Source organism: Bifidobacterium anseris, assembly GCF_002860345.1.
GTDB classification, from domain to species: domain Bacteria; phylum Actinomycetota; class Actinomycetes; order Actinomycetales; family Bifidobacteriaceae; genus Bifidobacterium; species Bifidobacterium anseris.
Window position 1 is genome coordinate 19,674 of sequence record NZ_NMYC01000005.1, and the last position, 20,403, is coordinate 40,076.

Genomic DNA, 20,403 nt, shown 5'->3' on the forward strand with positions numbered 1-20,403 from the left:
CATTTGCTTTTCAGTCATCATACGATGTGCCACATGCCGGTAACGACCAGCTTGCTATGCTGAAAACGATCCCCATGATGAACGCGCTTGGCGGGGATGTGACCGTGACGGCGAAGATGATAGGGCCAAGGAGGACCGACTGTGGCGATTTTTGGACTGATTCTGGGCATTGTCGCCGCCGTGTTGCTGTCCTCCTTCCTGAGCCGTTTCATTCCGCGCATTTCGACGCCGCTCGTGCAGATCGCGCTCGGCGTGCTCATGTCGCAGCTGGCCTTCGTGCCGGACACCGAACTCGACCCGGAACTGTTCATGGTACTGTTCATCGCGCCGCTGCTGTATCTCGAAGCGCATGAGATCAACAAAAGCCAGCTGCTCAAATCACTGAAGCTGTCGCTGTCGCTCGCCTTCGGACTGGCGATTGCGATCATGGTCGTCGTGGGATTCACACTGCACGCGATCTGGCCGATGTTCACGCTCGCCGCGGCGCTCGCGCTCGGCGCCGCGCTCGGCCCGACCGACGCGGTCGCCGTCAGCTCACTGAGCCATGAGGCGTCGCTGTCGCAACGTCAGATCGGCGTGCTCAAAGGCGAATCGTTGTTCAACGACGCGTCGGGCATCGTCGGCTTCCAGTTCGCGATCACGGCGGCCGTCACCGGCCAGTTCCGCGTGACCGAGGCGGTCGGCGAGTTCGTCGTCTCGTTCTTCGGCGGCGCATTGTTCGGCCTCATCGTCGGCATCATCGCCAACTGGCTGTTCGAGACCTCGCGGCAGCTCGGTTGGGAGACGACGACGTCGCGCATCCTGCTCGAGCTGTTCCTGCCGTTCCTGCTGTATCTGGGCGCCGAAGCCGTGCACGTCTCCGGCATCCTCGCCGTCGTCGCCGCTGGCCTGACGATGCGTTTCGACCGCACCGGCATCGGCCCGAATGTCGCACGTACAAACATCGTCGCGTCGAGTGTGTGGTCGGTGTTCTCGTTCTCGCTCAACGGCGCCGTGTTCATCCTGCTCGGCCTGCTACTGCCGGATGCGATGCGCGCAAGCTGGGACAATCCGGCGATCAGCAACTGGACGCTGCTGACGATCATCCTGTGCGTGTCCGCCGTCATCGTCGGCCTGCGTTTCCTGTGGGTGACGGCGATGCTGCGTCTCGCGCGCGCCGAGGATTCGCGCAAACGCCGCCGCATGACGCCGGAACGCTGGCGTTCGGCGGCTGTCATGACCTTCGGCGGCGCGAAAGGCACGATCACGCTGTCCTTGATGTTCACGATTCCATACACGCTCGCGAACGGCGAATGGTTCCCGATGCGCGACGAGCTCATCTTCATCGCCGGCGGCGTCATCATCGTCACGCTGCTGCTCGCGAATTTCCTGCTGCCGATCATCGCGCCGAACAAGGCGGCGGCCGAATCGCGCGAAATCACCGAAGCGTCGATCGAAGTGCTGCGGCGCACCGTCGAGGAACTCGCCGAGCTGGCGACCGACGAGAATCGCGCGCCCGTCATGGCCGTCATCAATTCGTATACGCAGCGCATCACGCGGCTGAAGAAACGGTTGGGCGAGACGACGAACGCGGACGCGCGCGCCGCATTGCAGCTCGAGGCGCTCGACTGGGAGAAGGACTACGTCAAACGTCGGCTCGCCGAAACGCGCATCGACCCGCTGATCGATGCACATGAACGCGGCATTCGCGTCGAAGCCTGCGAACGTCTGCTCGACCAGATCATGACGACGCTGCGCCACACGCACACCGAACGCGACTCGTCGCATGTGCTGTGGCAAATCAAGGGACGCGTGCACTCGCTGCAGCGGCGCACCGTCATCCTTTCTCGGCGCGCGGCGAACAAGATCCGTCGCAGCACTCCGATGTTCAGCGAGGACGAAGTGTACGGTAGCATGCGCGACCTGCAGACCGACGCAATCGACCACGTCATCGACCGCCTGTACGAGGAGATGACGAGCACGACCTACGACACGGAAATCGTTTCGGGACTGCTGCTCGACTACCGTCGCGCCGAGGCGTCGCTCAAATCACGGCCGAACATGCGCAATTCGGCGTCACTGTCGACGCGCATCGACGCCGTCAAGCGCGAAAGCTTCGGCATCGAGCTCGGCGTCATCCAGGACATGCTCGAAAATGGTGACATCACGCGCGCGCAGGCGAAGCAGCTGCGCAAGAACGTCTATGTGATGAGCGTCGCCGCCGATGCGAACTTCTGACGACGGAGCGCGAAGCCGCGATGTTCACGATGTTCGATTGATGATGATCGTCGATTGAGTATGCAGAAAGGCGACGCCGACCTCGATGGTCGGCGCCGCCTTTCTGCGTTGTGGGCGACTACTGCGCGACACCGCCGGTCGTATCACCGGGGAGCGTCGTCGTGCCTCCGGGGTTTGTCGTCGTGCCGCCGTTCACCGTTGTGTCACCTCCGGTCGATGGAACGCCGCCGCCGGTCGTATCGCCACCGATGGTGCCACCTGTGGTCGCACCGGTGCCATTGTCGACGCCCGTGCCGGTGCCGTTAGTGATTCCCGGCTGCTGCGCGTTCGCCGCGTTCTGCAGTTCCTGCTGGCGCTGCGCTTCGGCGGCGGCCGCGTTCGCCGCAGTCAGCGCATCCTCGGAGGCGCGCACCGTGTCGCCGGCCGCACGCAACGCGTCACGCGCCTTGTCGGCGGCCTCCTGCGTGAGGCCGGCGTCGGCGACCGTCTTCTTCGCATCGTCGATCGCCGTCCGTAGTGCCTCGCGCGTCGCCTCGTCGGCGACGAGGCCGGCCGATTCGTCGTACAGCGTCTGCGCTTCGTCGATTGCCGACTGCAGATCCTTCCTGACACCATCCGACTTCGTGCGCGCGTCCTTTGACGCGTTGACGGCAGAGGCGGCGTCCTTGAGCGACTTCGTCGCGTCCTCGATCTGTGTGGCCTGCGCGTCAAGCTTGTGCGCCGCCTGTTCGAGCGCGGGCTGTGCGAGCGACGCCGCGCACATCTGGTCGATGTTCTGCGTGTCCTTCTGCAATGCCGTCGCCTGCTGCAGCGCATCGGCAAACTTCGTGACCGTCGACGCGTCGGCGACGGCGTCCTGCGACGTCGAGGCGAGGTCACCGTCCGCCTTCACCTCCTTGTCGAGCGCCGCCGACACGGTCTGTACGAGCTCCTGCGAGCGCTTGCAGGAGGCGAGCGCGGCGTCCTTCGCGTCGGCCGACTTGCCATGCCGCCAGATCACGATGCCGACGACGATGAGCGCGATGACGACGATCGCGGCGACGATGGCGATGATGATCTTCTTCTTGTTGGAGCCGCCGTCACCGTCATCGCGGCCATGTCGACCGTTGCCGGGTTCGCCCGGCTCGGCGGCGCCGTCGTCCTCGTCGGAGACCTCTTCGAGGGGTTCGAAGGAGTTCGGTTCGCTTGCCGTGACCGTCTTGATAACGGTGTTCGTGTAGGACGACGCCGTCCGTCCGAGCACATGCGTGCCGTCGGCGGCGGTGTCATCATCGGAACGCAGATTGATCGGCGGCAAGGTCGCCGTCGTCGCTGAATCCTGCATCATCTGCTGCGTATAGGTGTTGACCGATGTGGGTGTCGGCGCCGGCGGGAACAGTTCGGTCTGTTCGTCGTCGGCCGCGGCGGCGCTGCCTTCGGCGGCTCCCCACACCGGCACATTGAAATCGTCGGAGGCCGCGTCGGCACTCAGCGGCGCCGTGCGGGACGTCGGCATCGCCTGCGTCGGTGCTTCGGTATTCGAATTCGCGAACGTGAAGGTCGGCATCGCCTGCGTCTCGGATGGCGTAGTCGACGGCATAGTCGACGATGCAGTGGCCGGCGTTTCAGCGGGCGTAGTCGACGATGCAGTGTTCTGTGCGGTGTTCTGAGTAGTCAACGACGCAGTGTTCTGCGCGATCGACGACTGTACGGTCGTCTGCTGCGCGTTCGCGTTGTGCTTCGGCTTCGGCGCGTCGTCGAAGGAGGGGAAACGCAGCGCGGCGCTGTCGACGCGTTCGTCAATCGGCTGCAGACTGTGGTCGATGTCGCCGGCGGGGTCGCTCGGGAACTGCAAATCGGAATTGGAAGGATTGGAATTGTTCGCCATAGGCCGTCATCCTCTCTTCATCTCATGCGGACGTGCGTGCGGCGTGGGCACGTCCGGCGGCGCCGACCACTAGTCGTTGATCTGCGCGCGGTAGAAGTTCACGTAGGAGCGCGACGGCGTCGGGCCGCGCTGTCCCTGATAGTGGGAGCCGGTCGTCGCCGAGCCGTACGGATGCTCGGCCGGCGAACTCAGCTGGAAGAAGCACATCTGACCGATCTTCATGCCGGGCCACAGTTTCACCGGCAGCGTCGAGACGTTGGATAGCTCGAGCGTGATGTGGCCTTCGAAGCCGGGATCGATGAAACCGGCCGTCGAATGCGTCAGGATGCCGAGACGGCCGAGCGAGCTCTTGCCTTCGAGGCGTGCGGCGAGCGTCGCGTCGAGCTTGACGTATTCCCATGTCGAACCAAGCGCGAACTCGCCCGGATGCAGAATCCACGGCTCGTCGGGCTTGACTTCGAACTGTTCGGTGAGTTCCCCCTGATTCTCCGCCGGATCCACATAAGTGTACGCATGATTGTTGAACAGACGGAAGAAACGGTCGAGACGCACGTCGATCGATGCGGGCTGCACCATTTCAGGCGTCCACGGATCGAGCGAGATATGGCCCTCGGCCTGTGCGGCGAGGATATCGCGATCGGACAGCAGCATCTTAGGGGCATCTCCTTCGTGACGGATCGGTTCCCATGCCATGGCCGTATGCACATGGTCATGCTCGATTCAGTGTAATTGCGTACGCCGACGCACTCGCAATGTTCGAGCGGCCGCGACGCCGGCGGCTGATTCGCGCGCGCGGACACATGCGCACGCATATGGGGCGCGTATATTGGCGGTATGACTGATGCTTCCAAGAACCGTGGCGCCCTCATCGGCCGCCCATCGACGGTCGTGCCCGGCCGTTTCGGCGAACCGCTCACCGTCACCTCCGCGCGCACATCGCGCAACGGCGCCACCGCAGCCGGCGGCCGCCCGCTGTTCCTGTGCCTGCATGGCTGGGGTTCCAACGAGGACGATCTGGCCGACATGATGCGCTATGTGGCGCCGTACAACGATTACGTCTCGCTGCGCGCGCCGCTTGTGCTGCAGGAGGCGTCGCTCATGCAGCCGGGGGCGTACTCGTGGCTGCATGATGCGATCCCCGTCGGAGAGGATCTCGACCGCGACGCCTTCGCGGCGGCCACGGCGATTGACGCATGGGTGATGGCGAATGTCGACGCCGGCCGCGACGTCGTGCCGATCGGCTTCTCGCAGGGCGGCATGCTGGCGATCCAGCTGCTGCGCGTGCATCCGGAACGCTACCGCGCGGCGATCAGCCTGTCTGGATTCCTCGCGCCGGGCATCGTCGAAGGCGCCCATCCCGCCGACGAACGACTGCTCGAACTCAATATCCCGACCTTCTACGGCTACGGTTCGGCCGACACCGTCGTGCCGAAGTACGACATCTACGAGACGCTCGCATGGCTCGAGGAGTACACGTGGCTCACCGCGCACGAATACCGCGGTCTCGACCATGCGGTCAGCCTTGCCGAATTCGCCGACCTGCGTCAGTGGCTGCTCGACCACGACATCTCGTCAGGCATCATGTGACATCATCTGACGACTCCACGGCCGTCCGCAGCCGCGGAACGATTGGAAAACAGCTGATGGCCCGAGCGGGCGCCGACCTTGTGGACAAGGTCGGCGCCCGCTCGGGCCATCAGTTGTAATCAACAATCAATCAATACTCAGTATTGATGATGACGACGTGTCAGCGCTTCGCACGCATGCGCAGGAAGATCTTGCGAATCTCCGAGGCAAGCAGCACGAAGAAGGCCAGGCCGATGCACTCAAGCCATGCCATCGGCGGCAGCGGCGTCGTGCCGAAGGCCGTATTGAGGAACGGCACATAGATGACGAGCAGCTGCAGTGCAATGGACAGGCCGATCGCACCCCACAGCCACTTGTTCGAGAACAGGCCGACGAACGCGCTCTGCAGATGCGAACGCGACGCGAGCGCATTGAACAGCTGTGCGAACACGAGAATCGTGAAGCCCATCGTGCGCGCCTCGACCATCTGTGCGTCATGACCCATCGCACTGACTGAACGGTCGGTGAATAGGCCGCCGGACAGATGCATGTCCATGCCGATGAGCGTGACGACGGCCATGATGATGCCGATGTAGACGATATCGCCCCACATCGCGCCGTCGATGACACGGTCGGTGAGCTTGCGCGGCTTGCGGTTCATGACGTCCTCGGTCATCGGGTCGACGCCCATCGCGAGCGCCGGCGCCGCGTCAGTCAGCAGGTTGATCCACAGCAGCTGCGTCGCAAGCAGCGGCACGGTGACACCGACCGAAGCCGGGTTCTTGATGCCGAGCCAGCCGGCAAAGACAACGCCGAAGAAGACGGTGAAGACTTCACCGACGTTCGAGCTGAGCAGGTAGCGCAGGAACTTGCGGATGTTGTCGAAGATGCCGCGGCCTTCGCGTACGGCGGCGACGATCGTCGAGAAGTTGTCGTCGGCGAGAATCATCTTCGCCGACTGCTTCGTCACTTCGGTGCCGGTGATGCCCATCGCGACGCCGATGTCCGCGGCCTTGACTGCCGGGGCATCGTTGACGCCGTCGCCGGTCATCGCGGCGATGTTGCCCTGACGCTGCAGCGATTCGACGATCTTGAGCTTATGCTCCGGCGCGACGCGCGCGTAGACGGAGACCTCGGAGGTCGCCTTGTCGAGCTGTTTTTCGTCCATCGCGTCGAGCTCGTCGCCGGTGAGCGCCTTGCCGTCCTTGGCGATGATGCCGAGGTCGGAGGCGATGCGGGCAGCTGTGAGCGGATGGTCGCCGGTGATCATGACGGTGCGGATGCCGGCGCGGTGCGCCTCGGCGACGGCGTCACGCACTTCGGTGCGCGGCGGATCGATGATGCCGACCATGCCGTTCCAGATCAGATGGGCTTCGATTACTTCGGCCTGTTCGGCGATATCGGAGACTTCGCCGGCCGAGTTCGTACGGATGCCAGGGATCTGCGCGAGCGAATCGGTTTCGAGCGGACGGTACGCCTCGCCGAGCGTGCGGTACGCCTCACGCGAGAGTCGTTCGACCGTTTCGAGGATGTCCTGACGGTCACCTTCGGTGAGCTTGCGGATCGCGCCGTTGACGTAGATGCGGTCGCAGTAGCCGAGGAGCACGTCCGGTGCGCCCTTCGCGAAGACGGTGAGCTTGCCGGCGTCGGTCGCGTTGCGCGCGATGACGGACATGCGCTTGCGCTCCGACGTGAACGGGATTTCGGCGACGCGCTGGAAGTGCTCGTACTTCTTGTCCGCATGCGTCTTGCGCGCGGCCACGACGAGCGAAACCTCGGTCGGATCGCCGACGACCTCCCACGTGCCGGGCTTGTCGCCCTCACGCAGCTCGCCATCGTTCGCGAGCGTGCCGGCGCCGAGCGTGGCGAGCACCTCGTTCGCGATGTTCTCCGGGACGGCGGCGCCGTCGAGCGCGACCATGTCGCCTTCCGGCGCATAACCGGTGCCGGTCAGTTCGACCTCGCCCGACGGCACGACGACGCGTTCAACGGTCATCTCGTTGCGCGTGAGCGTACCGGTCTTGTCCGAGCAGATGACGGACGCGGAGCCGAGCGTCTCGACCGAATGTAGCTTCTTGACGATCGCGTGGTGTGCGGCCATACGCTGCACGCCGAGCGCGAGAACGACGGTGAGGATTGCGGCGAGGCCTTCCGGCACGGCCGCAACGGCGAGCGAGACGGCGAGCAGCAGCGAATCGATGACGTCGTGGACGCTGTGGAACCCTTCGAGGATCGCGAGCGCGAGCAGCACGACGGCGGCGATGATGCACACGGCGATGCCGAGAATCTTCGAGACGTGGTTCATTTCCTTCTGCAACGGCGTCGCCTCGTCGTCGGTCGACTGCAGCAGGTCGGCGATCTTGCCGACCTGCGTGTTCATGCCAGTGCCGGTCACGATCGCGCGGCCGGTGCCCTGCGTAACGGAGGTGCCGTTGAAGACCATGTTCGTACGGTCGCCAAGCGCCTTCGCCTTCTCGAGTGTCTCCGGCTTCTTACCCACCGGGACGGATTCGCCGGTCAGCGAAGCCTCGGCGATGCGCAGGCTCGCGGCGGCGAGCAGACGGCCATCGGCCGGAACCGTGTCGCCTTCACCGAGCACAAGAATATCGCCGGGGACGATGTCGGTCGTGTTGATGCGCTCGACGCGGCCGTCGCGCAGCACGTTCGACGTCGGTGCCGTCATCTCGGACAGCGCGTTGACGGCCTCCTCAGCCTTCGCCTCCTGCACGTAGCCGAGAATCGCGTTGACGATGAGGATCAGCACGATGACGATGGCGTCAAATGGCAGCGCTTCGCCGCCTTCGGCACCGGGTGCCGCGTTGACTTTCTCGATGATCCACGCGACGAGCGAGATCGCCGTCGCGGCGAGCAGCAGGTAGACGAGCGGATCCTGGAACTGCTGCAGGAACTTCTTCCATTTCGGCACCGGCGGCGCGCTCGCAAGCTCGTTGGGGCCGAATTTCTCGAGTCGTCGCTTGGCTTCGGCGGCACTCAGGCCAGTGCGCGGATCCACGTCGAGCGCGGCCGCCACTTCGGTGGCGTCGACGAGCGACGGATCGACGTCGCGCAGCAACGCCTCCTGCGCCTTCACCTCCCGGCTCTCTTGGGCGTCCTCGGTCTCCACATGGGGCTCGTTGGACAGCGCGGATGGATCAATGATGCGATCATCCATAGGTTATTTCTCCTCGGTCAGCCGCGGAGTAGTCAGTCAGGCGTTCCTCCCCCGGCCCGGTATGGGTGGACCGGGAAACGGGCGCCGGACTGCGCGGTTATTTCCGGCGCCACGTTGGCATGGCGCCTCATACGTCTGCCATTATTCCATAGTGATGACCATCATGCGACCGTTTGCTACGAACTACACACAATCAGCGAAAACCCGGGCGGCTCCCCACGGCTTCGCGCACAGCGCGCTTTGGCGCGGGGCGCTGCCATAATTGTGCCCATGGTTACGAAGAAAGGCCCGACCAAGGGGTCGGGCGGCAAGCACCGCAACGCGTTGCGAGGCAAGGGCCCGACGCCCAAGGCCGAGGACCGCGTCTATCACAAGGCATACAAGGCGAAGAAGGAGGCGCAGAAGCGTCAGCGTTCCGATCCGCGTCTGGCCGCACGTCGCCGCGCCGCCAAGTTCACGAACGATTCCGACGATCTGGTCATCGGCCGCAACGCCGTCCTCGAGGCGCTGCGCGTCGGTGTGCCAGCGAGCACGCTCTATGTGGCCGCGCGCATCGAACCGGACGACCGCACGCGCGAGATCATCCGTCTCGCCGGCCAGCATGGTCTCAACCTGCTCGAGGCGGACCGTCTGGAGATGGATCGCATCGCACGCTCCGATCATCATCAGGGCATCATCATGAAGGCGCAGCCCTTCCAGTATTCGTCGCTCATCGAACTCGCCGAACGTGCCGAACGCAAGGCGCGCGCGATGGAGGCCGCGAATTCGAAGGCCGCACGCCTCGCCGCGCGCCCGCTGTTCATCGCGCTCGACGGCATCACCGATCCGCAGAACCTCGGTGCCGTCATCCGTTCGGCAGCCGCCTTCGGCGCGAACGGCGTCATTCTGCCGGAGCGCCGTTCCGCGTCGGTGAACGCGACCGCATGGAAGGTGTCGGCGGGCGCCGCCGCACATATGCCGGTCGCACGCGTCGTCAATCTGACAAAGGCGATCGAAGCGCTCAAGGAACGCGGCTACTACAGCGTCGGCCTCGATGGGGGCGGCAGCAAACTCGTCGGCGAGACCGGTTTTGAGACCGATCCGCTCGTCATCGTGCTCGGTTCGGAAGGCAAAGGCCTGAGCAGGCTCACACGCGAGGCCTGTGACTGCATCGCGAGCATCCCGATGACGAATGCCGTCGAATCGCTCAACGCGTCGGTGGCCGCAGGCATCGCGATGTACGCGGCCGACCGCGCCCGCCGCGAGGCCGCCGAGGACTGAGCTGATGATGGCCGTACGGGCGCTCATGTGCCACGCACGGCCATCATCGTTACTTACTCACCGTAGGGTCCCATGAAGCGGGATCCGTCAAAATGGATCATATGTTCCGGGGCGTCGGCGCACCATGCTTCGGTCTCCCATGCGAGTACGGCAAGGTATTTGCGCATGACTTTCCGAGTAGGAAATGCGGAGACCAGCACAACTTCCTCCCATTGGTCGGAGAAGAGACTGCGCAGTTCCTGCTTCCGCGTCACATCCACAGGCCCGTGCGTACTGGCGGCTTCGATGAGGAACAGCCAGCGGCGTGCAACATCCCACGCGATGACATCCGGAGCCTTGTCGCGTGCCCTGAGACTGATTCCCAGCTCATCCATCAAATCGGCATCGACGGTTCCATGCTGATGATCGGTGTCATCGATATAGGCAATCCGGCAATGAGGCACGAACCGAGGAAGCATTTCCTCCACAATCGCCTTGATGAGGACAGATTGCCCGCTTGGAGATAGCTGCAGAGTGGCACCAGACGGCAGACTGACGGGGGTCTTAGGCATGGCTTTGCGCTCCGCCGCAAGCGACTGATATGATTCGTGCTCCGCGAGGAAACGTTCGATCAGCTTCTCGAATACCTGCTCATTGCGCCGGCGCAATGCCGCAAGCGCATCGGCGGTCACACGATAGTTCCATTTGGGTGAGTTGATTGGTCTATCAGGCCTATCCGCATTCTCCTCGACGAGCTTGGCGATGATGAATTGATGCAGCGTGAACCTGCGAATCGTCTCACGCGTGTTCGGCTTGTAGTCGACGCCATACCAATCACGAATCCAATCCATGATATCCCGCGTCGTCAGCATCGGCGCGGAGGCGTTCTGCCAATCATCGCCCGGTTTGAGCTGCAGCAATGCGAGCAATGTCATTGCGCTGCGCTCATTCTGCTGCTCTTTGCCCACCCCGAATTCGCAAAGCACTGCGATGGCGTCGGCGATCAGCTCGTCTCTACCCATGAAAACATTCTCCCCACGGTCTGATCGACCCTCATCTGATCCATATGGCCGTCGATGGGCAGCAGATCAGCCAATGCAGCCAACTGCCGCTGCTCCGGACAGGGCAGTTGGCGCAGATCGGTGGCATTGACCTGCGTGCTGCCGGATATCTGACGATACCATTCGTCGACGATGCTCGTAGAAAGCCACAGCGTCAGGCCGCGCGCGACGGCATCGTCGAGAGGCACTGTCGTACGCGACGTGCCACGATGGATGTAATTCAGCTTGTTGTCGACGACGAAAGGAACCTCACTGCCGAGGTAGGAGGCATGGATGCGTCGCAACTGTTCCTTGGCGGAAAACCGACCGACAAAGCAGTAGCTGCCGGCAGGGAGCACAATATTACGATTGGCCGCCTCCTCGGTCGTCCATTGAGGACGTTCGCATTGGACGGGGTGCTCGGTGACGAGCCCATCCTGATTGTCCATCCAATACAGAGGATATCCGCCGGGCGTATCGGTATCCGACAGGATATCGCGGTTACGGAACCAGACCAGTTTCCCGGTCGACACCCATAACCCTCTCTCGCACAACGGTTTGAAATCTATCAAACGATCGTCCTGCTGCCGTATACGCAGCATATGGTCACGTCCCAGCAACAACGAAGCGAGCGGCATGCTGTCGGCATGCTGCTCCGACAACGGCGTGGTGGGCGACGCATCATCATATATCGTCACCGTATCCACTTGTGGACGCTTGGACACCTTCAGCAACATGATTTCCTGAAGGATGTCCATATCCTTGAAATGCTCCTGACGGGAACCGTATACGGCCACCGCGTCGAGACTGCATTCGGCGAGCAACCACTTGCGGAAATCCTTGAAGTACTCACCGTTCATCCACGACCGAGGAACAATCGCCACACACTCGCCTCCGTCGGCAAGCGCCTGAATCGCAATCACCAGAAACGCCGTATACAGATTGGTGACCTTCACCCCACCGCTGGCAGTTCCAATCACCATCGGCTTGATCTTCTTGTATGGCGGATTGAGGATAGCCCGATCAAACTCGGCATCCAGCCATACGTCAAAGACCGAAGCGTTGATGACACGGACATCGTCACACACCTGCTGCAGGGAATCCTCCGAGTATGCGATGAGATCGGGATCCTTCTCAATGGCCGTGACACTGGAGCCACGAGCCGATTGACCGGCTACCACCGCGCCGAGAATGCCCGTACCAGAACCAAGATCGAGGATGCGGACAGGAGCATCCGTATGGCTGAACAGCCCTGCCGCCTGTTCAGCCACCGGCATCGGCGTGAAGAACTGCTCCAGTTGCTGTTGCCGTTCGGCAGACAGTGCAGTCGCAGCCTCATTACGAATCTCGGCAATGGTCCTACTCATGTGCCCAAGAATAGCCATCTCTGTCGTCATGCCACCCTTGTTGGACGGACTCTCCACGCATCGGCGTTCGGGACGGCGTGCCACCACCGCCAATACACGAATGCCCCGGCCTTACAAGCCGGGGCACTCCAGTTTCAGGGCGTTAGCTCCTACAATCGTCTCCGCTCAATGCGACCAGACGGCCGCGTCCTGGTCGAACTCCGGGTCGTAGTCGTCGTCCTCGTCGTGATGCACGGACGCGTCGTCGTAGGTGGATTCGTCGTCGATGACGCCGGAATCAGCTTCGGCGTTGAGATCGTCGACGGTCTTCGCGTCCATCATCTGCTTGGGCAGGATGTCCTTCACGTAGCTCTGCACGGCGTCGGCCATCGGCACGTCATGACCGGCCTTCTCCGCCATGAACCAGCGATGGTCGAGCACCTCGTGGAAGAACTGCGCCGGCTCGATCTGCGAACGGTACTCCGGCGGGATCATACGCACCGTCGGCTCGAAGACCTCGCGCATCCAGTCAGTCGCGACGATCTCGAGATCCTCGCCGTCACGCCACGTCGATGCGCGGTAGGCGTCGAGATCGTTGAGCAGACGACGCGCCTGGTTCTCCTGCACGTCCAGACCGGTCAGGCGCAGTAGCTTGCGGTTCGCATAGCCGGCGTCGACGACGCGCGGACGGACGAGCACACGCTTGCCATCCTCGGTCGTCGTCACCTCGAGCTCGTCGACGTCGAAGCCGAGCTCGTTGAGGCGATTGACGCGCTTCTCGATCTTCCACATCTCGTTCGGGTTGAACTTGTCAGTGTCGGTCAGCGCGCTCCACAGCGAATGGTAGCGGTCGACGAGACGGTTGCCGACCTCGATCTCGTCGACATCCGGCGGCAGCAGCGCGCCAGAGCTCAGATCCATCAGTTCGCCGATGATATTCGTGCGAGCCAGGTCGATGTCGTACTCGCGCTGGCCCTGCGTCAGCTCAACCTGCAGGTCGCCGGTCTCCGCGTCGACAAGGAACGCGGAGAATGCGTCGGCATCCTTGAGGAACAGGACGTTGGACAGCGACACGTCACCCCAGTAGAAGCCGGCGAGGTGCAGCCGCACCATGAGCACGGCAAGCGCGTCGATAAGCCGCTCCGCCGTATCCGGACGCAACGTGCGCGCGAACAGCGCACGGTACGGCAGCGAGAAACGCAGATGCTTTGTCACGAGAATCGCTTCGAGCGGCTCGCCGTTCTCGTCATGACGACCGGTGACAACGGCGATCGGCTGCACGGTCGGCAGGTTCAGCTTCTGCAGCTGGCGCAGCAGCTCATATTCGCGTTCCGCGACATTGCGCGTGATCTCCTTCATCGCATAGACCTCGTCGCCGACGCGCACAAAGCGCACGATATGCCGGGAGATGCCTCGCGGCAGGTTGACGAGGATGTCCTTCGGCCATGTGGACAGCGGCTGCTCCCACGGCAGCGTGAACATCTTCGGGTCGGCGCTTGCCGAAGTGATCTTGAGCGACGGTGGCTCTTCGGAAGGGGTGGCCGGATCCTCGGCCTTCACGCTCGTCGCCTTCAACGCGCGCGGATCCAACTGCGGATTGTCATTGAAGCTCATAGTCGCCACTTTACCTCATAGGTTTTCCGGATGTGCTTTGGCACGATAGGCCCAAGATACGACCCAAGATACGCAGGAACCCCGCGGATGGGCGGGGTTCCTGTTCACAGCTTCGGATCAGGACTGGCGTCCTGCCGGCATCAGTTGATGCGCAGCTCGGTCGACGGGGCGAAGAGATGCATCTTGGCCGGGTTGACCTTGATCTTGACGGTGTCGCCGACCTTCGGCAGCGCACGCGGGTTCACGCGAATCGTCGTGAGCTTGTTCTGGTCGGACATCATCGACGCGTGCTCATCCTGCTGGGCGATCGCGTCATCGGTGAGGATGTTGCCGTAGATGTAGCCGTCGGAGCCGAGATCCTCGACGTTGACGACCTTGAGCGAGAACGCATTCGCATCATCCGGGCCGGCGAGCGAAGCATCCTCCGGGCGGAAGCCGACGACGATCTCGTTGTTGTCTTCCGGCGTGAGCTTGTCAAGCGCTTCCTTCGGCAGCTCCATCGTATCCTGGCCGATCTTAGCCTTGCCGTTGACGACCGGGTGCGTGTTGATGTTCATCGACGGCGAGCCGATGAAGCCCGCGACGAAGACGTTGGCCGGGCGATCGTACAGCTCGGTCGGCGCGCCGACCTGCTGCAGGATGCCGAGCTTGATGACGGCAATGCGGTCGCCCATCGTCAGGGCCTCGGTCTGATCGTGCGTGACGTACAGCGTCGTGACGCCGAGCTGGCGCTGGAGCGCCGCAATCTGCGTACGGGTCTGCACACGCAGCTTCGCGTCGAGGTTCGACAGCGGCTCATCCATCAGGAAGACCTTCGGTTCACGGACGATTGCACGGCCCATCGCGACGCGCTGGCGCTGACCACCGGAAAGCGCCTTCGGCTTGCGGTCGAGGAACTCGGTGAGGTCGAGGATCTCGGCGGCCTTCTCGACACGCTTGCGGATCTCTTCCTTCGGGGTGCCGGCGATCTTCAGCGCGAAGCCCATGTTGTCGGCGACGGTCATGTGCGGATACAGCGCGTAGTTCTGGAACACCATCGCGATGTCGCGATCCTTCGGCTGCATCGTGGTGACGTCCTTGCCACCGATCAGGATGCGGCCCTTGTTGACCTCCTCAAGGCCCGCGAGCATGCGCAGTGTCGTCGACTTGCCGCAGCCGGAGGGGCCGACGAGCACGAGGAACTCGCCATCCTTGATATCAAGATTGAGATCATCCACCGACGGCTTGTCGTTGCCCGGGTAGATTCGCGTGACGTGGTCGAAAATGACTTCTGCCATTATTCATCCTTTCATCGGCAGGTACGTGCCGAACGATCCGTTGTGAGGGGATTACTTGTGGCGTGTCCGCCTGCAGCCGTCGACTTCGACGCGGCAACAGACTTCTACGTTCGCCCGGCAGGAATCTCTCCCCGCCAAGCTGTTCCACACTATACACGGTCCTCTCAACTTATCAATTCCTCAGGCGTGCCGCACGTGTCGCTCCCTCCACGCCCCGCGTCAACATCGTCGATTGCGCGGGCGGCCTCGCCTGCGCCAACGATACCAGCCGTTTTCGTTCTGCGCGACATTCATCGCACCGCGCGTCGCGCCACGCATACACCCTCCGTACAATCGACGGTATGACGCTTGAGAAATGGGAACGCATCTCCAACATACCGTTGTTCGTACTGTCGGCCGTGTTCCTGTTCGCGTACTCGTGGCAGATCCTCGCGCAGACGCATTTGACCGCATGCTTCATCGCGATCAACGTCGTGTGGGTGACCTACGGCGTCGATTATCTCGTCTCCTTCCTCCTCGCCGAGAAGAAATGGCTCTGGTTCCGCAGGAACATTCTGCTGCTGCTGACGCTCGCGCTGCCGATCTTCCGTCCGCTGCGACTGCTGCGACTCATCCCGATGCTGCACATCTTCAACCGTTCCGCCGGCGCGGCGACACGCGGACGCATCACCGTCTACGCGACGAGCGCGATAGCGCTGCTCATCTACGTCGCCGCGCTCGCCGAATACTCGGCCGAGCATCTGGCTCCGGGCGCGACGATCACGACGTTCCCGCTGTCGTTGTGGTGGGCCTTCGTCACTGTGACGACGGTCGGCTACGGCGACGTCTACCCGGTCACGCTCACCGGCCGCTTCATCGCCGTCGCGCTGATGCTCACCGGCATCGCACTCATCGGTATCGTCAGCGCGATGATCTCGTCGTGGATCATCGATCAGGTCAACGGCGGCGCGCGCAACATCACGAAGGACACCGCGCAGACGACGGGCACACACGCGCAGTCCGACAACGACTACAACTCCGCGGACATCCGCCTGATGCGCGCGGAGATCCTGCGTCTGACGGACACTGTCGGCCAGCTCAACCACGAACTGCAGCGCACGCACCGCCTGACGAAACGCGCGCATCGACGCGTCCAGGAGCACCACGGCAACGTGTACCTCGACGAGAACGGACAGCTGCGCCGCGAATCGTCGGGCGGCCTCGTCGACATCGACACGACGACCACGACGTCGACGCCGGTCGGCGATCATGACACGCACGCGGCGCCGCACGACGTCGGACGCGGCGTGCGCGAACAACGCGACGCGCCGCACCACGCGGGCGACGCGCCGCAGACGCAGTCCGGCGATGCGCCGAATCCGGCCACAGGACAATAATTGCCCATCGACACCGCAACGACCTTACGATAGGAATCATGAGTGATCTGCACGCTTTGAACCTCCAGCCCGGCGACATCGTCGGCGGATACACGCTCGACGCACGCCTCGGCGCCGGCGCGATGGGGTCGGTGTGGCGTGTGACGGACGGCGGCGGCACAAGCTACGCGATGAAGATACTGAGGGATTCGCTCAACGACGAAGCCGTCGACGAGGAGGGTCGGCGCGCGCAGACGACGGCGCGCGAACGGCTGCGCCGCGAGGCGATGGCTCTCAAACGAATCAAGGATCCGGGCGTGTGCAGCATCGTCGACATGGAACTCGACGATTCGCTCGCGTTCATCGTCACCGAACTCATCGAAGGCGACAACCTACGGCAGGACGTCGCGCAGAACGGACGCTACACCGGCAGCGACCTCGAACGACTCGCCGAGAAACTCATCGCCGCGGTGCACGCCGTGCATGCGGCCGGCATCGTCCACCGCGACATCAAGCCGACGAACGTCATGGTCTCGGTCACCGGGCCGATTCTCGTCGACTTCGGCATCGCGATGGGCGAAGGCGAAAGCCACGTGACGAGCACAGGCCTCGTCATGGGCACGCCGGGATTCATCGCCCCCGAAATCATCGAAGGTCAGGAAGCGAACGAGGCGACCGACTGGTGGTCGACGGCCTCGGTGCTCGCGTTTGCGGCAACCGGCGCGCCGGTGTTCGGCACGCAGCCGATGCTCGCCGTACTGCAGCGCGAGGCGACCGGCAATGCGAATCTACAGGGGCTGCCGCCGCGCACGATGCAGGCGTTCCGCGCGGCACTTTCACCGCATCCCGAAGAACGCTGCACGCCCGACGAACTGCTCGACGCGATCTCCGCGGATGCATGGGAGGCGGAATCACAACTCCCTTTTGAGGCCGTCGCTCCAGCCACCGGAGCGACCTTCAGGAGAAACGAGAGCGTGAACAACCCGCGCACGTTGTGGCGCGCGCAGTCGATGCCGACCGCCTCGATCCTGTTCCCCGGCGGCCGTCCGCGCGCCGGCGTGCAGGCGGCCGGCAGCGCGGGAGTTGCGCAGGTGGGTGGCGGCGACGTTCGGCCAGTTGAGACAGCGCAGGCGTACGGTGACGCGGCTGTCGCGAAACCTCTCGATCCGCCACGTCCGCCGACGGCGACACGGCCACTCGAAGCGGCGACGACACCGCTTGCGACGGCCACGCCCATGTCATCGACACAATCGACGCCATCGACGCCCACAGGAACGCGCGTGATGCCGGTCGACGCGGCCGACGTCGAGGCGACGCAGGTGATCGGGCCGATCGAACAGCCGACGATGGCGCTCGCGCCGCCGCAATCAGCAATGCCCGAGCAGGAGGGCGCCACGCAGGCGCTTCGTCCGGCGACGGCGGCGCCGTCGTGGCGCACGGTGCCGGCACAAGCGGCTGCGCACACAACAGCACAAACAGCGCCGGAGCAGGCCGCGCCGGCGCAAGAGAACGCGCAGTCGCAGCAGCCACAACAGCCGCTGGCGCAGTCGACGTATGCACAGCCTCCGCAAGACACGACGCCAATCTGGGCGTCGCGCGGACGGCTCGCGTGTCTGCTGCCGCTCGTGCCGCTCGCCGCACTCGCCGCGAGTCTGCCGATCGTCGCGCTCATCGTCGCATCGTTCATATTGTGGACGCTGATGGCGGTCGGCTACAACGCGGCCGCGCAGAACGCGCGCGTGCGCCGCCGTCAGGGTGAACGCCGCGGCAGCGACACGGCGATCCGCGCGATCTCGTTCCCCTGGCATCTGCTTAAATCAATCGTCTTCATCATTCCGACGATGCTCGCGCTGTGGCTCATGGACACCCTCGTCGTCGCGCTCGCGACGCTCGTCTGCGCGCTGCCGCGCTATGAGATGCCGCTGCCGATCTTCGGCGGCTCGCTGACGGTCGCCGTGCCGGACGCAGCGCCGGCGTCGCTGACTGGCGCAAGCTGCGCAATTGCGTTCGCGGCCGGCGGGCTGCTCGCCGTGCTCGGCCCGTGGTCGTCGCCAGTGCGGCTCGGCGCTGGACATCTGCTCGGGCTGACACGACGCGAGCGTGAACGCGCGCAGTTGCCGCCGCAGCAGAATCGGCGTCAATGGGTGTGGCTTGCGCTCGCCGTCATCGGCGTGTGCGCAGCCGCGATCAACATCGAGGTGTCGCCGGCCGTCGCATGGTGGCCGCTGCTGCCGTGGTAACGCCGCGGCGGCGATGATGTGCGTGCTTCGTAACGGATGTGCGCAAATGGTGGATTTTGGCGGCACGGCAACCTACACTCGAGACAGATTCAGGAAAGGACCCCGATGGCTCGAAACACCCCATCCAAACGCGAACGCCGGCGCGAAGCCGAAGCTGCCGCGCAGGCCGCGCAGGCGGCAAAAGTGGCGAAGGAACGCAAGCAGCAGACGATCATCGGCGCCATCGTGGCAGCCGTGCTCGTCGTGCTCATCGTCATCGCCGGCATCGCCGTCTATCGCAGCACCCGCCCGGCGTCGACCAATGCGTCCACGACGACGACCGAGGAGGCGAAGGACGCGAAGACGACGCTCGCGACGTCGCCATCGAAGCCGTCGGTCGCCGATGAGCAGGGCGGCATCCTCATTTCGGCGAACGGCTACGACAAGCCGGTCGCGGACGTGCCGACCATCGGCATCTACATGGACTTCATGTGCCCGGGCTGCGGCAGCCTCAACCAGAACCTCGACAAGGACCTCGTGAAGATGGCGGACGCCGGGCAGATCAATCTGGATCTGCATTTCATGTCCTTCATGGATCGTTTCTCGACTGATCAGTATTCGACGCGCACGGCAAACGCGGCGCTGTACATTGCCGACCACGATCCGAATCCGGACCATCTACTCAAGTTCATGTCCAACCTCTACGCTTCCGACTTCCAGCCGGATGAGTCGAACTACGTGCCGATCAGCGATGAGAAGATCGCCGAACGCGCCATCGACGCCGGCGTGGACAAGGATGTGGCGAACAAGGCGATCACGCGCCAGTACGACGACTATCTCGACGCCGTCAACACCTATACGCCGACACGCGAGGAGCTGTGGAGCACGAGCGGATCGATGAAGGGTTCGATGTCGACGCCGACGGTGACGATCAACGGCCAGTACTGGGACATCCACGACTCGAAGGTCACGGCGAAGGAATCGCTCACTGACGCGCTGTGCGACGCAATCGGCCTCAAGCCGGCGGATATCGGCGTCAAGGGCGATCTGCCGTCGATCGGTGCGAAGGGCAAGGCGCTCATTCCGTGATGACGCGTGCTGATGCTCGGTGCGAGCGACGCGCCCGGCTTCGGCGTGAAGATGGCGTGTGCATTCGGCACGCGGCGCATCCACGGTCTTGACCATTCCAGATGAACTGCTATGCTGTTCACGGTTGGCGCGCGACGCGCCCGACGCAATAGTGTCAGCCTCCTTAGCTCAGATGGCCAGAGCGGCCGCCTTGTAAGCGGCAGGTCGTCGGTTCGATCCCGACAGGAGGCTCGATTTGCATTGAGGACGAAGAATCCATATACTCATATTGTGTATGAGAAGTTTGGCCTCATGCAAAGGAATACTTACCTCCGAGTAAGCAAATCCTGAGGGCTCCCCCAACCATAGCCCTCAGGTGCGGGTGAAGCATCCCCCCAACCAGCTTCGCCCGCGGGGGGCGAG

General features: G+C 63.5%; 13 protein-coding genes and 1 tRNA gene. 7 read left to right on the top strand and 7 right to left on the bottom strand.

Annotation, left to right across the window (positions count from 1 at the left end):
* The first annotated feature begins 141 nt into the window (after positions 1 to 141).
* A complete protein-coding gene (locus CGZ88_RS05265) occupies positions 142 to 2,217 on the top strand; it encodes a Na+/H+ antiporter (protein WP_026644968.1) in 2,076 nt (691 codons plus the stop codon).
* A gap of 118 nt (positions 2,218 to 2,335) precedes the next feature.
* Here CGZ88_RS05265 and CGZ88_RS05270 read toward each other — a convergent pair whose 3' ends face one another.
* Positions 2,336 to 4,084 (bottom strand): hypothetical protein, encoded by a 1,749-nt coding sequence (locus tag CGZ88_RS05270; protein ID WP_101671307.1) that lies wholly within the window; start codon positions 4,082 to 4,084, stop codon positions 2,336 to 2,338.
* 69 nt (positions 4,085 to 4,153) lie between these two features.
* Positions 4,154 to 4,735 carry a dCTP deaminase gene (dcd, locus tag CGZ88_RS05275; RefSeq protein WP_026644966.1) on the bottom strand — a complete coding sequence of 194 codons (582 nt, stop codon included), beginning with the start codon at positions 4,733 to 4,735 and terminating at the stop codon, positions 4,154 to 4,156.
* Positions 4,736 to 4,918: 183 nt separating this feature from the next.
* Here dcd and CGZ88_RS05280 point away from each other — a divergent pair, with 183 nt between their 5' ends.
* The gene (locus tag CGZ88_RS05280; RefSeq protein ID WP_101671308.1) at positions 4,919 to 5,671 is read left to right on the top strand and encodes an alpha/beta hydrolase; all 753 of its coding nucleotides are present in this window, start codon (positions 4,919 to 4,921) and stop codon (positions 5,669 to 5,671) included.
* Positions 5,672 to 5,831: 160 nt separating this feature from the next.
* Here the strand turns inward: CGZ88_RS05280 and CGZ88_RS05285 are convergent, their stop codons facing one another.
* Positions 5,832 to 8,822 carry a cation-translocating P-type ATPase gene (locus tag CGZ88_RS05285; protein WP_026644964.1) on the bottom strand — a complete coding sequence of 997 codons (2,991 nt, stop codon included), beginning with the start codon at positions 8,820 to 8,822 and terminating at the stop codon, positions 5,832 to 5,834.
* 270 nt (positions 8,823 to 9,092) lie between these two features.
* Here CGZ88_RS05285 and rlmB point away from each other — a divergent pair, with 270 nt between their 5' ends.
* Positions 9,093 to 10,082: a 23S rRNA (guanosine(2251)-2'-O)-methyltransferase RlmB gene (gene rlmB, locus CGZ88_RS05290; protein WP_026644963.1), complete on the top strand. Its 990-nt coding sequence runs from the start codon at positions 9,093 to 9,095 to the stop codon at positions 10,080 to 10,082.
* Between the two features lie 53 nt (positions 10,083 to 10,135).
* Here the strand turns inward: rlmB and CGZ88_RS05295 are convergent, their stop codons facing one another.
* From CGZ88_RS05295 to CGZ88_RS05310, 4 genes are all read right to left on the bottom strand, one after another.
* A complete protein-coding gene (locus CGZ88_RS05295; RefSeq protein WP_026644962.1) occupies positions 10,136 to 11,083 on the bottom strand; it encodes a BsuBI/PstI family type II restriction endonuclease in 948 nt (315 codons plus the stop codon).
* Positions 11,065 to 12,468 (bottom strand): methyltransferase, encoded by a 1,404-nt coding sequence (locus CGZ88_RS05300; protein WP_101671577.1) that lies wholly within the window; start codon positions 12,466 to 12,468, stop codon positions 11,065 to 11,067. Before CGZ88_RS05300 ends, CGZ88_RS05295 begins: the two co-directional genes overlap by 19 nt.
* 165 nt (positions 12,469 to 12,633) lie before the next feature.
* Positions 12,634 to 14,061, bottom strand: coding sequence for a DUF4032 domain-containing protein (locus tag CGZ88_RS05305; protein ID WP_026644960.1), 1,428 nt, complete (start codon positions 14,059 to 14,061; stop codon positions 12,634 to 12,636).
* A gap of 140 nt (positions 14,062 to 14,201) precedes the next feature.
* Positions 14,202 to 15,338 (bottom strand): ABC transporter ATP-binding protein, encoded by a 1,137-nt coding sequence (locus CGZ88_RS05310; RefSeq protein ID WP_026644959.1) that lies wholly within the window; start codon positions 15,336 to 15,338, stop codon positions 14,202 to 14,204.
* Positions 15,339 to 15,679: 341 nt separating this feature from the next.
* Between CGZ88_RS05310 and CGZ88_RS05320 the strand changes: the two genes are divergently transcribed.
* From CGZ88_RS05320 to CGZ88_RS05335, 4 genes are all read left to right on the top strand, one after another.
* Entirely contained in the window at positions 15,680 to 16,714 is a 1,035-nt protein-coding gene (locus CGZ88_RS05320; protein ID WP_081664021.1) for a potassium channel family protein, read from the top strand.
* Positions 16,715 to 16,752: 38 nt separating this feature from the next.
* On the top strand, positions 16,753 to 18,933 hold the full coding sequence (locus tag CGZ88_RS05325; protein ID WP_026644958.1) for a serine/threonine-protein kinase: 2,181 nt from the start codon (positions 16,753 to 16,755) through the stop codon (positions 18,931 to 18,933).
* 105 nt (positions 18,934 to 19,038) lie between these two features.
* Entirely contained in the window at positions 19,039 to 20,001 is a 963-nt protein-coding gene (locus CGZ88_RS05330) for a DsbA family protein (protein ID WP_026644957.1), read from the top strand.
* Between the two features lie 157 nt (positions 20,002 to 20,158).
* Positions 20,159 to 20,232 (top strand) — tRNA-Thr (locus CGZ88_RS05335).
* Positions 20,233 to 20,403: the final 171 nt, after the last annotated feature.

Excerpts from the sequence above, each read along its gene's own strand:
- CGZ88_RS05295 (WP_026644962.1), bottom strand. The coding sequence starts at position 11,083 with ATGGGTAGAGACGAGCTGATCGCCGACGCCATCGCAGTGCTTTGCGAA.
- CGZ88_RS05300 (WP_101671577.1), bottom strand. The coding sequence starts at position 12,468 with ATGAGTAGGACCATTGCCGAGATTCGTAATGAGGCTGCGACTGCACTG.
- CGZ88_RS05285 (WP_026644964.1), bottom strand. The coding sequence starts at position 8,822 with ATGGATGATCGCATCATTGATCCATCCGCGCTGTCCAACGAGCCCCAT.
- CGZ88_RS05325 (WP_026644958.1), top strand. The coding sequence starts at position 16,753 with ATGAGTGATCTGCACGCTTTGAACCTCCAGCCCGGCGACATCGTCGGC.
- CGZ88_RS05280 (WP_101671308.1), top strand. The coding sequence starts at position 4,919 with ATGACTGATGCTTCCAAGAACCGTGGCGCCCTCATCGGCCGCCCATCG.
- CGZ88_RS05270 (WP_101671307.1), bottom strand. The coding sequence starts at position 4,084 with ATGGCGAACAATTCCAATCCTTCCAATTCCGATTTGCAGTTCCCGAGC.
- CGZ88_RS05305 (WP_026644960.1), bottom strand. The coding sequence starts at position 14,061 with ATGAGCTTCAATGACAATCCGCAGTTGGATCCGCGCGCGTTGAAGGCG.
- CGZ88_RS05310 (WP_026644959.1), bottom strand. The coding sequence starts at position 15,338 with ATGGCAGAAGTCATTTTCGACCACGTCACGCGAATCTACCCGGGCAAC.
- CGZ88_RS05330 (WP_026644957.1), top strand. The coding sequence starts at position 19,039 with ATGGCTCGAAACACCCCATCCAAACGCGAACGCCGGCGCGAAGCCGAA.
- rlmB (WP_026644963.1), top strand. The coding sequence starts at position 9,093 with ATGGTTACGAAGAAAGGCCCGACCAAGGGGTCGGGCGGCAAGCACCGC.
- CGZ88_RS05320 (WP_081664021.1), top strand. The coding sequence starts at position 15,680 with ATGACGCTTGAGAAATGGGAACGCATCTCCAACATACCGTTGTTCGTA.
- dcd (WP_026644966.1), bottom strand. The coding sequence starts at position 4,735 with ATGCTGCTGTCCGATCGCGATATCCTCGCCGCACAGGCCGAGGGCCAT.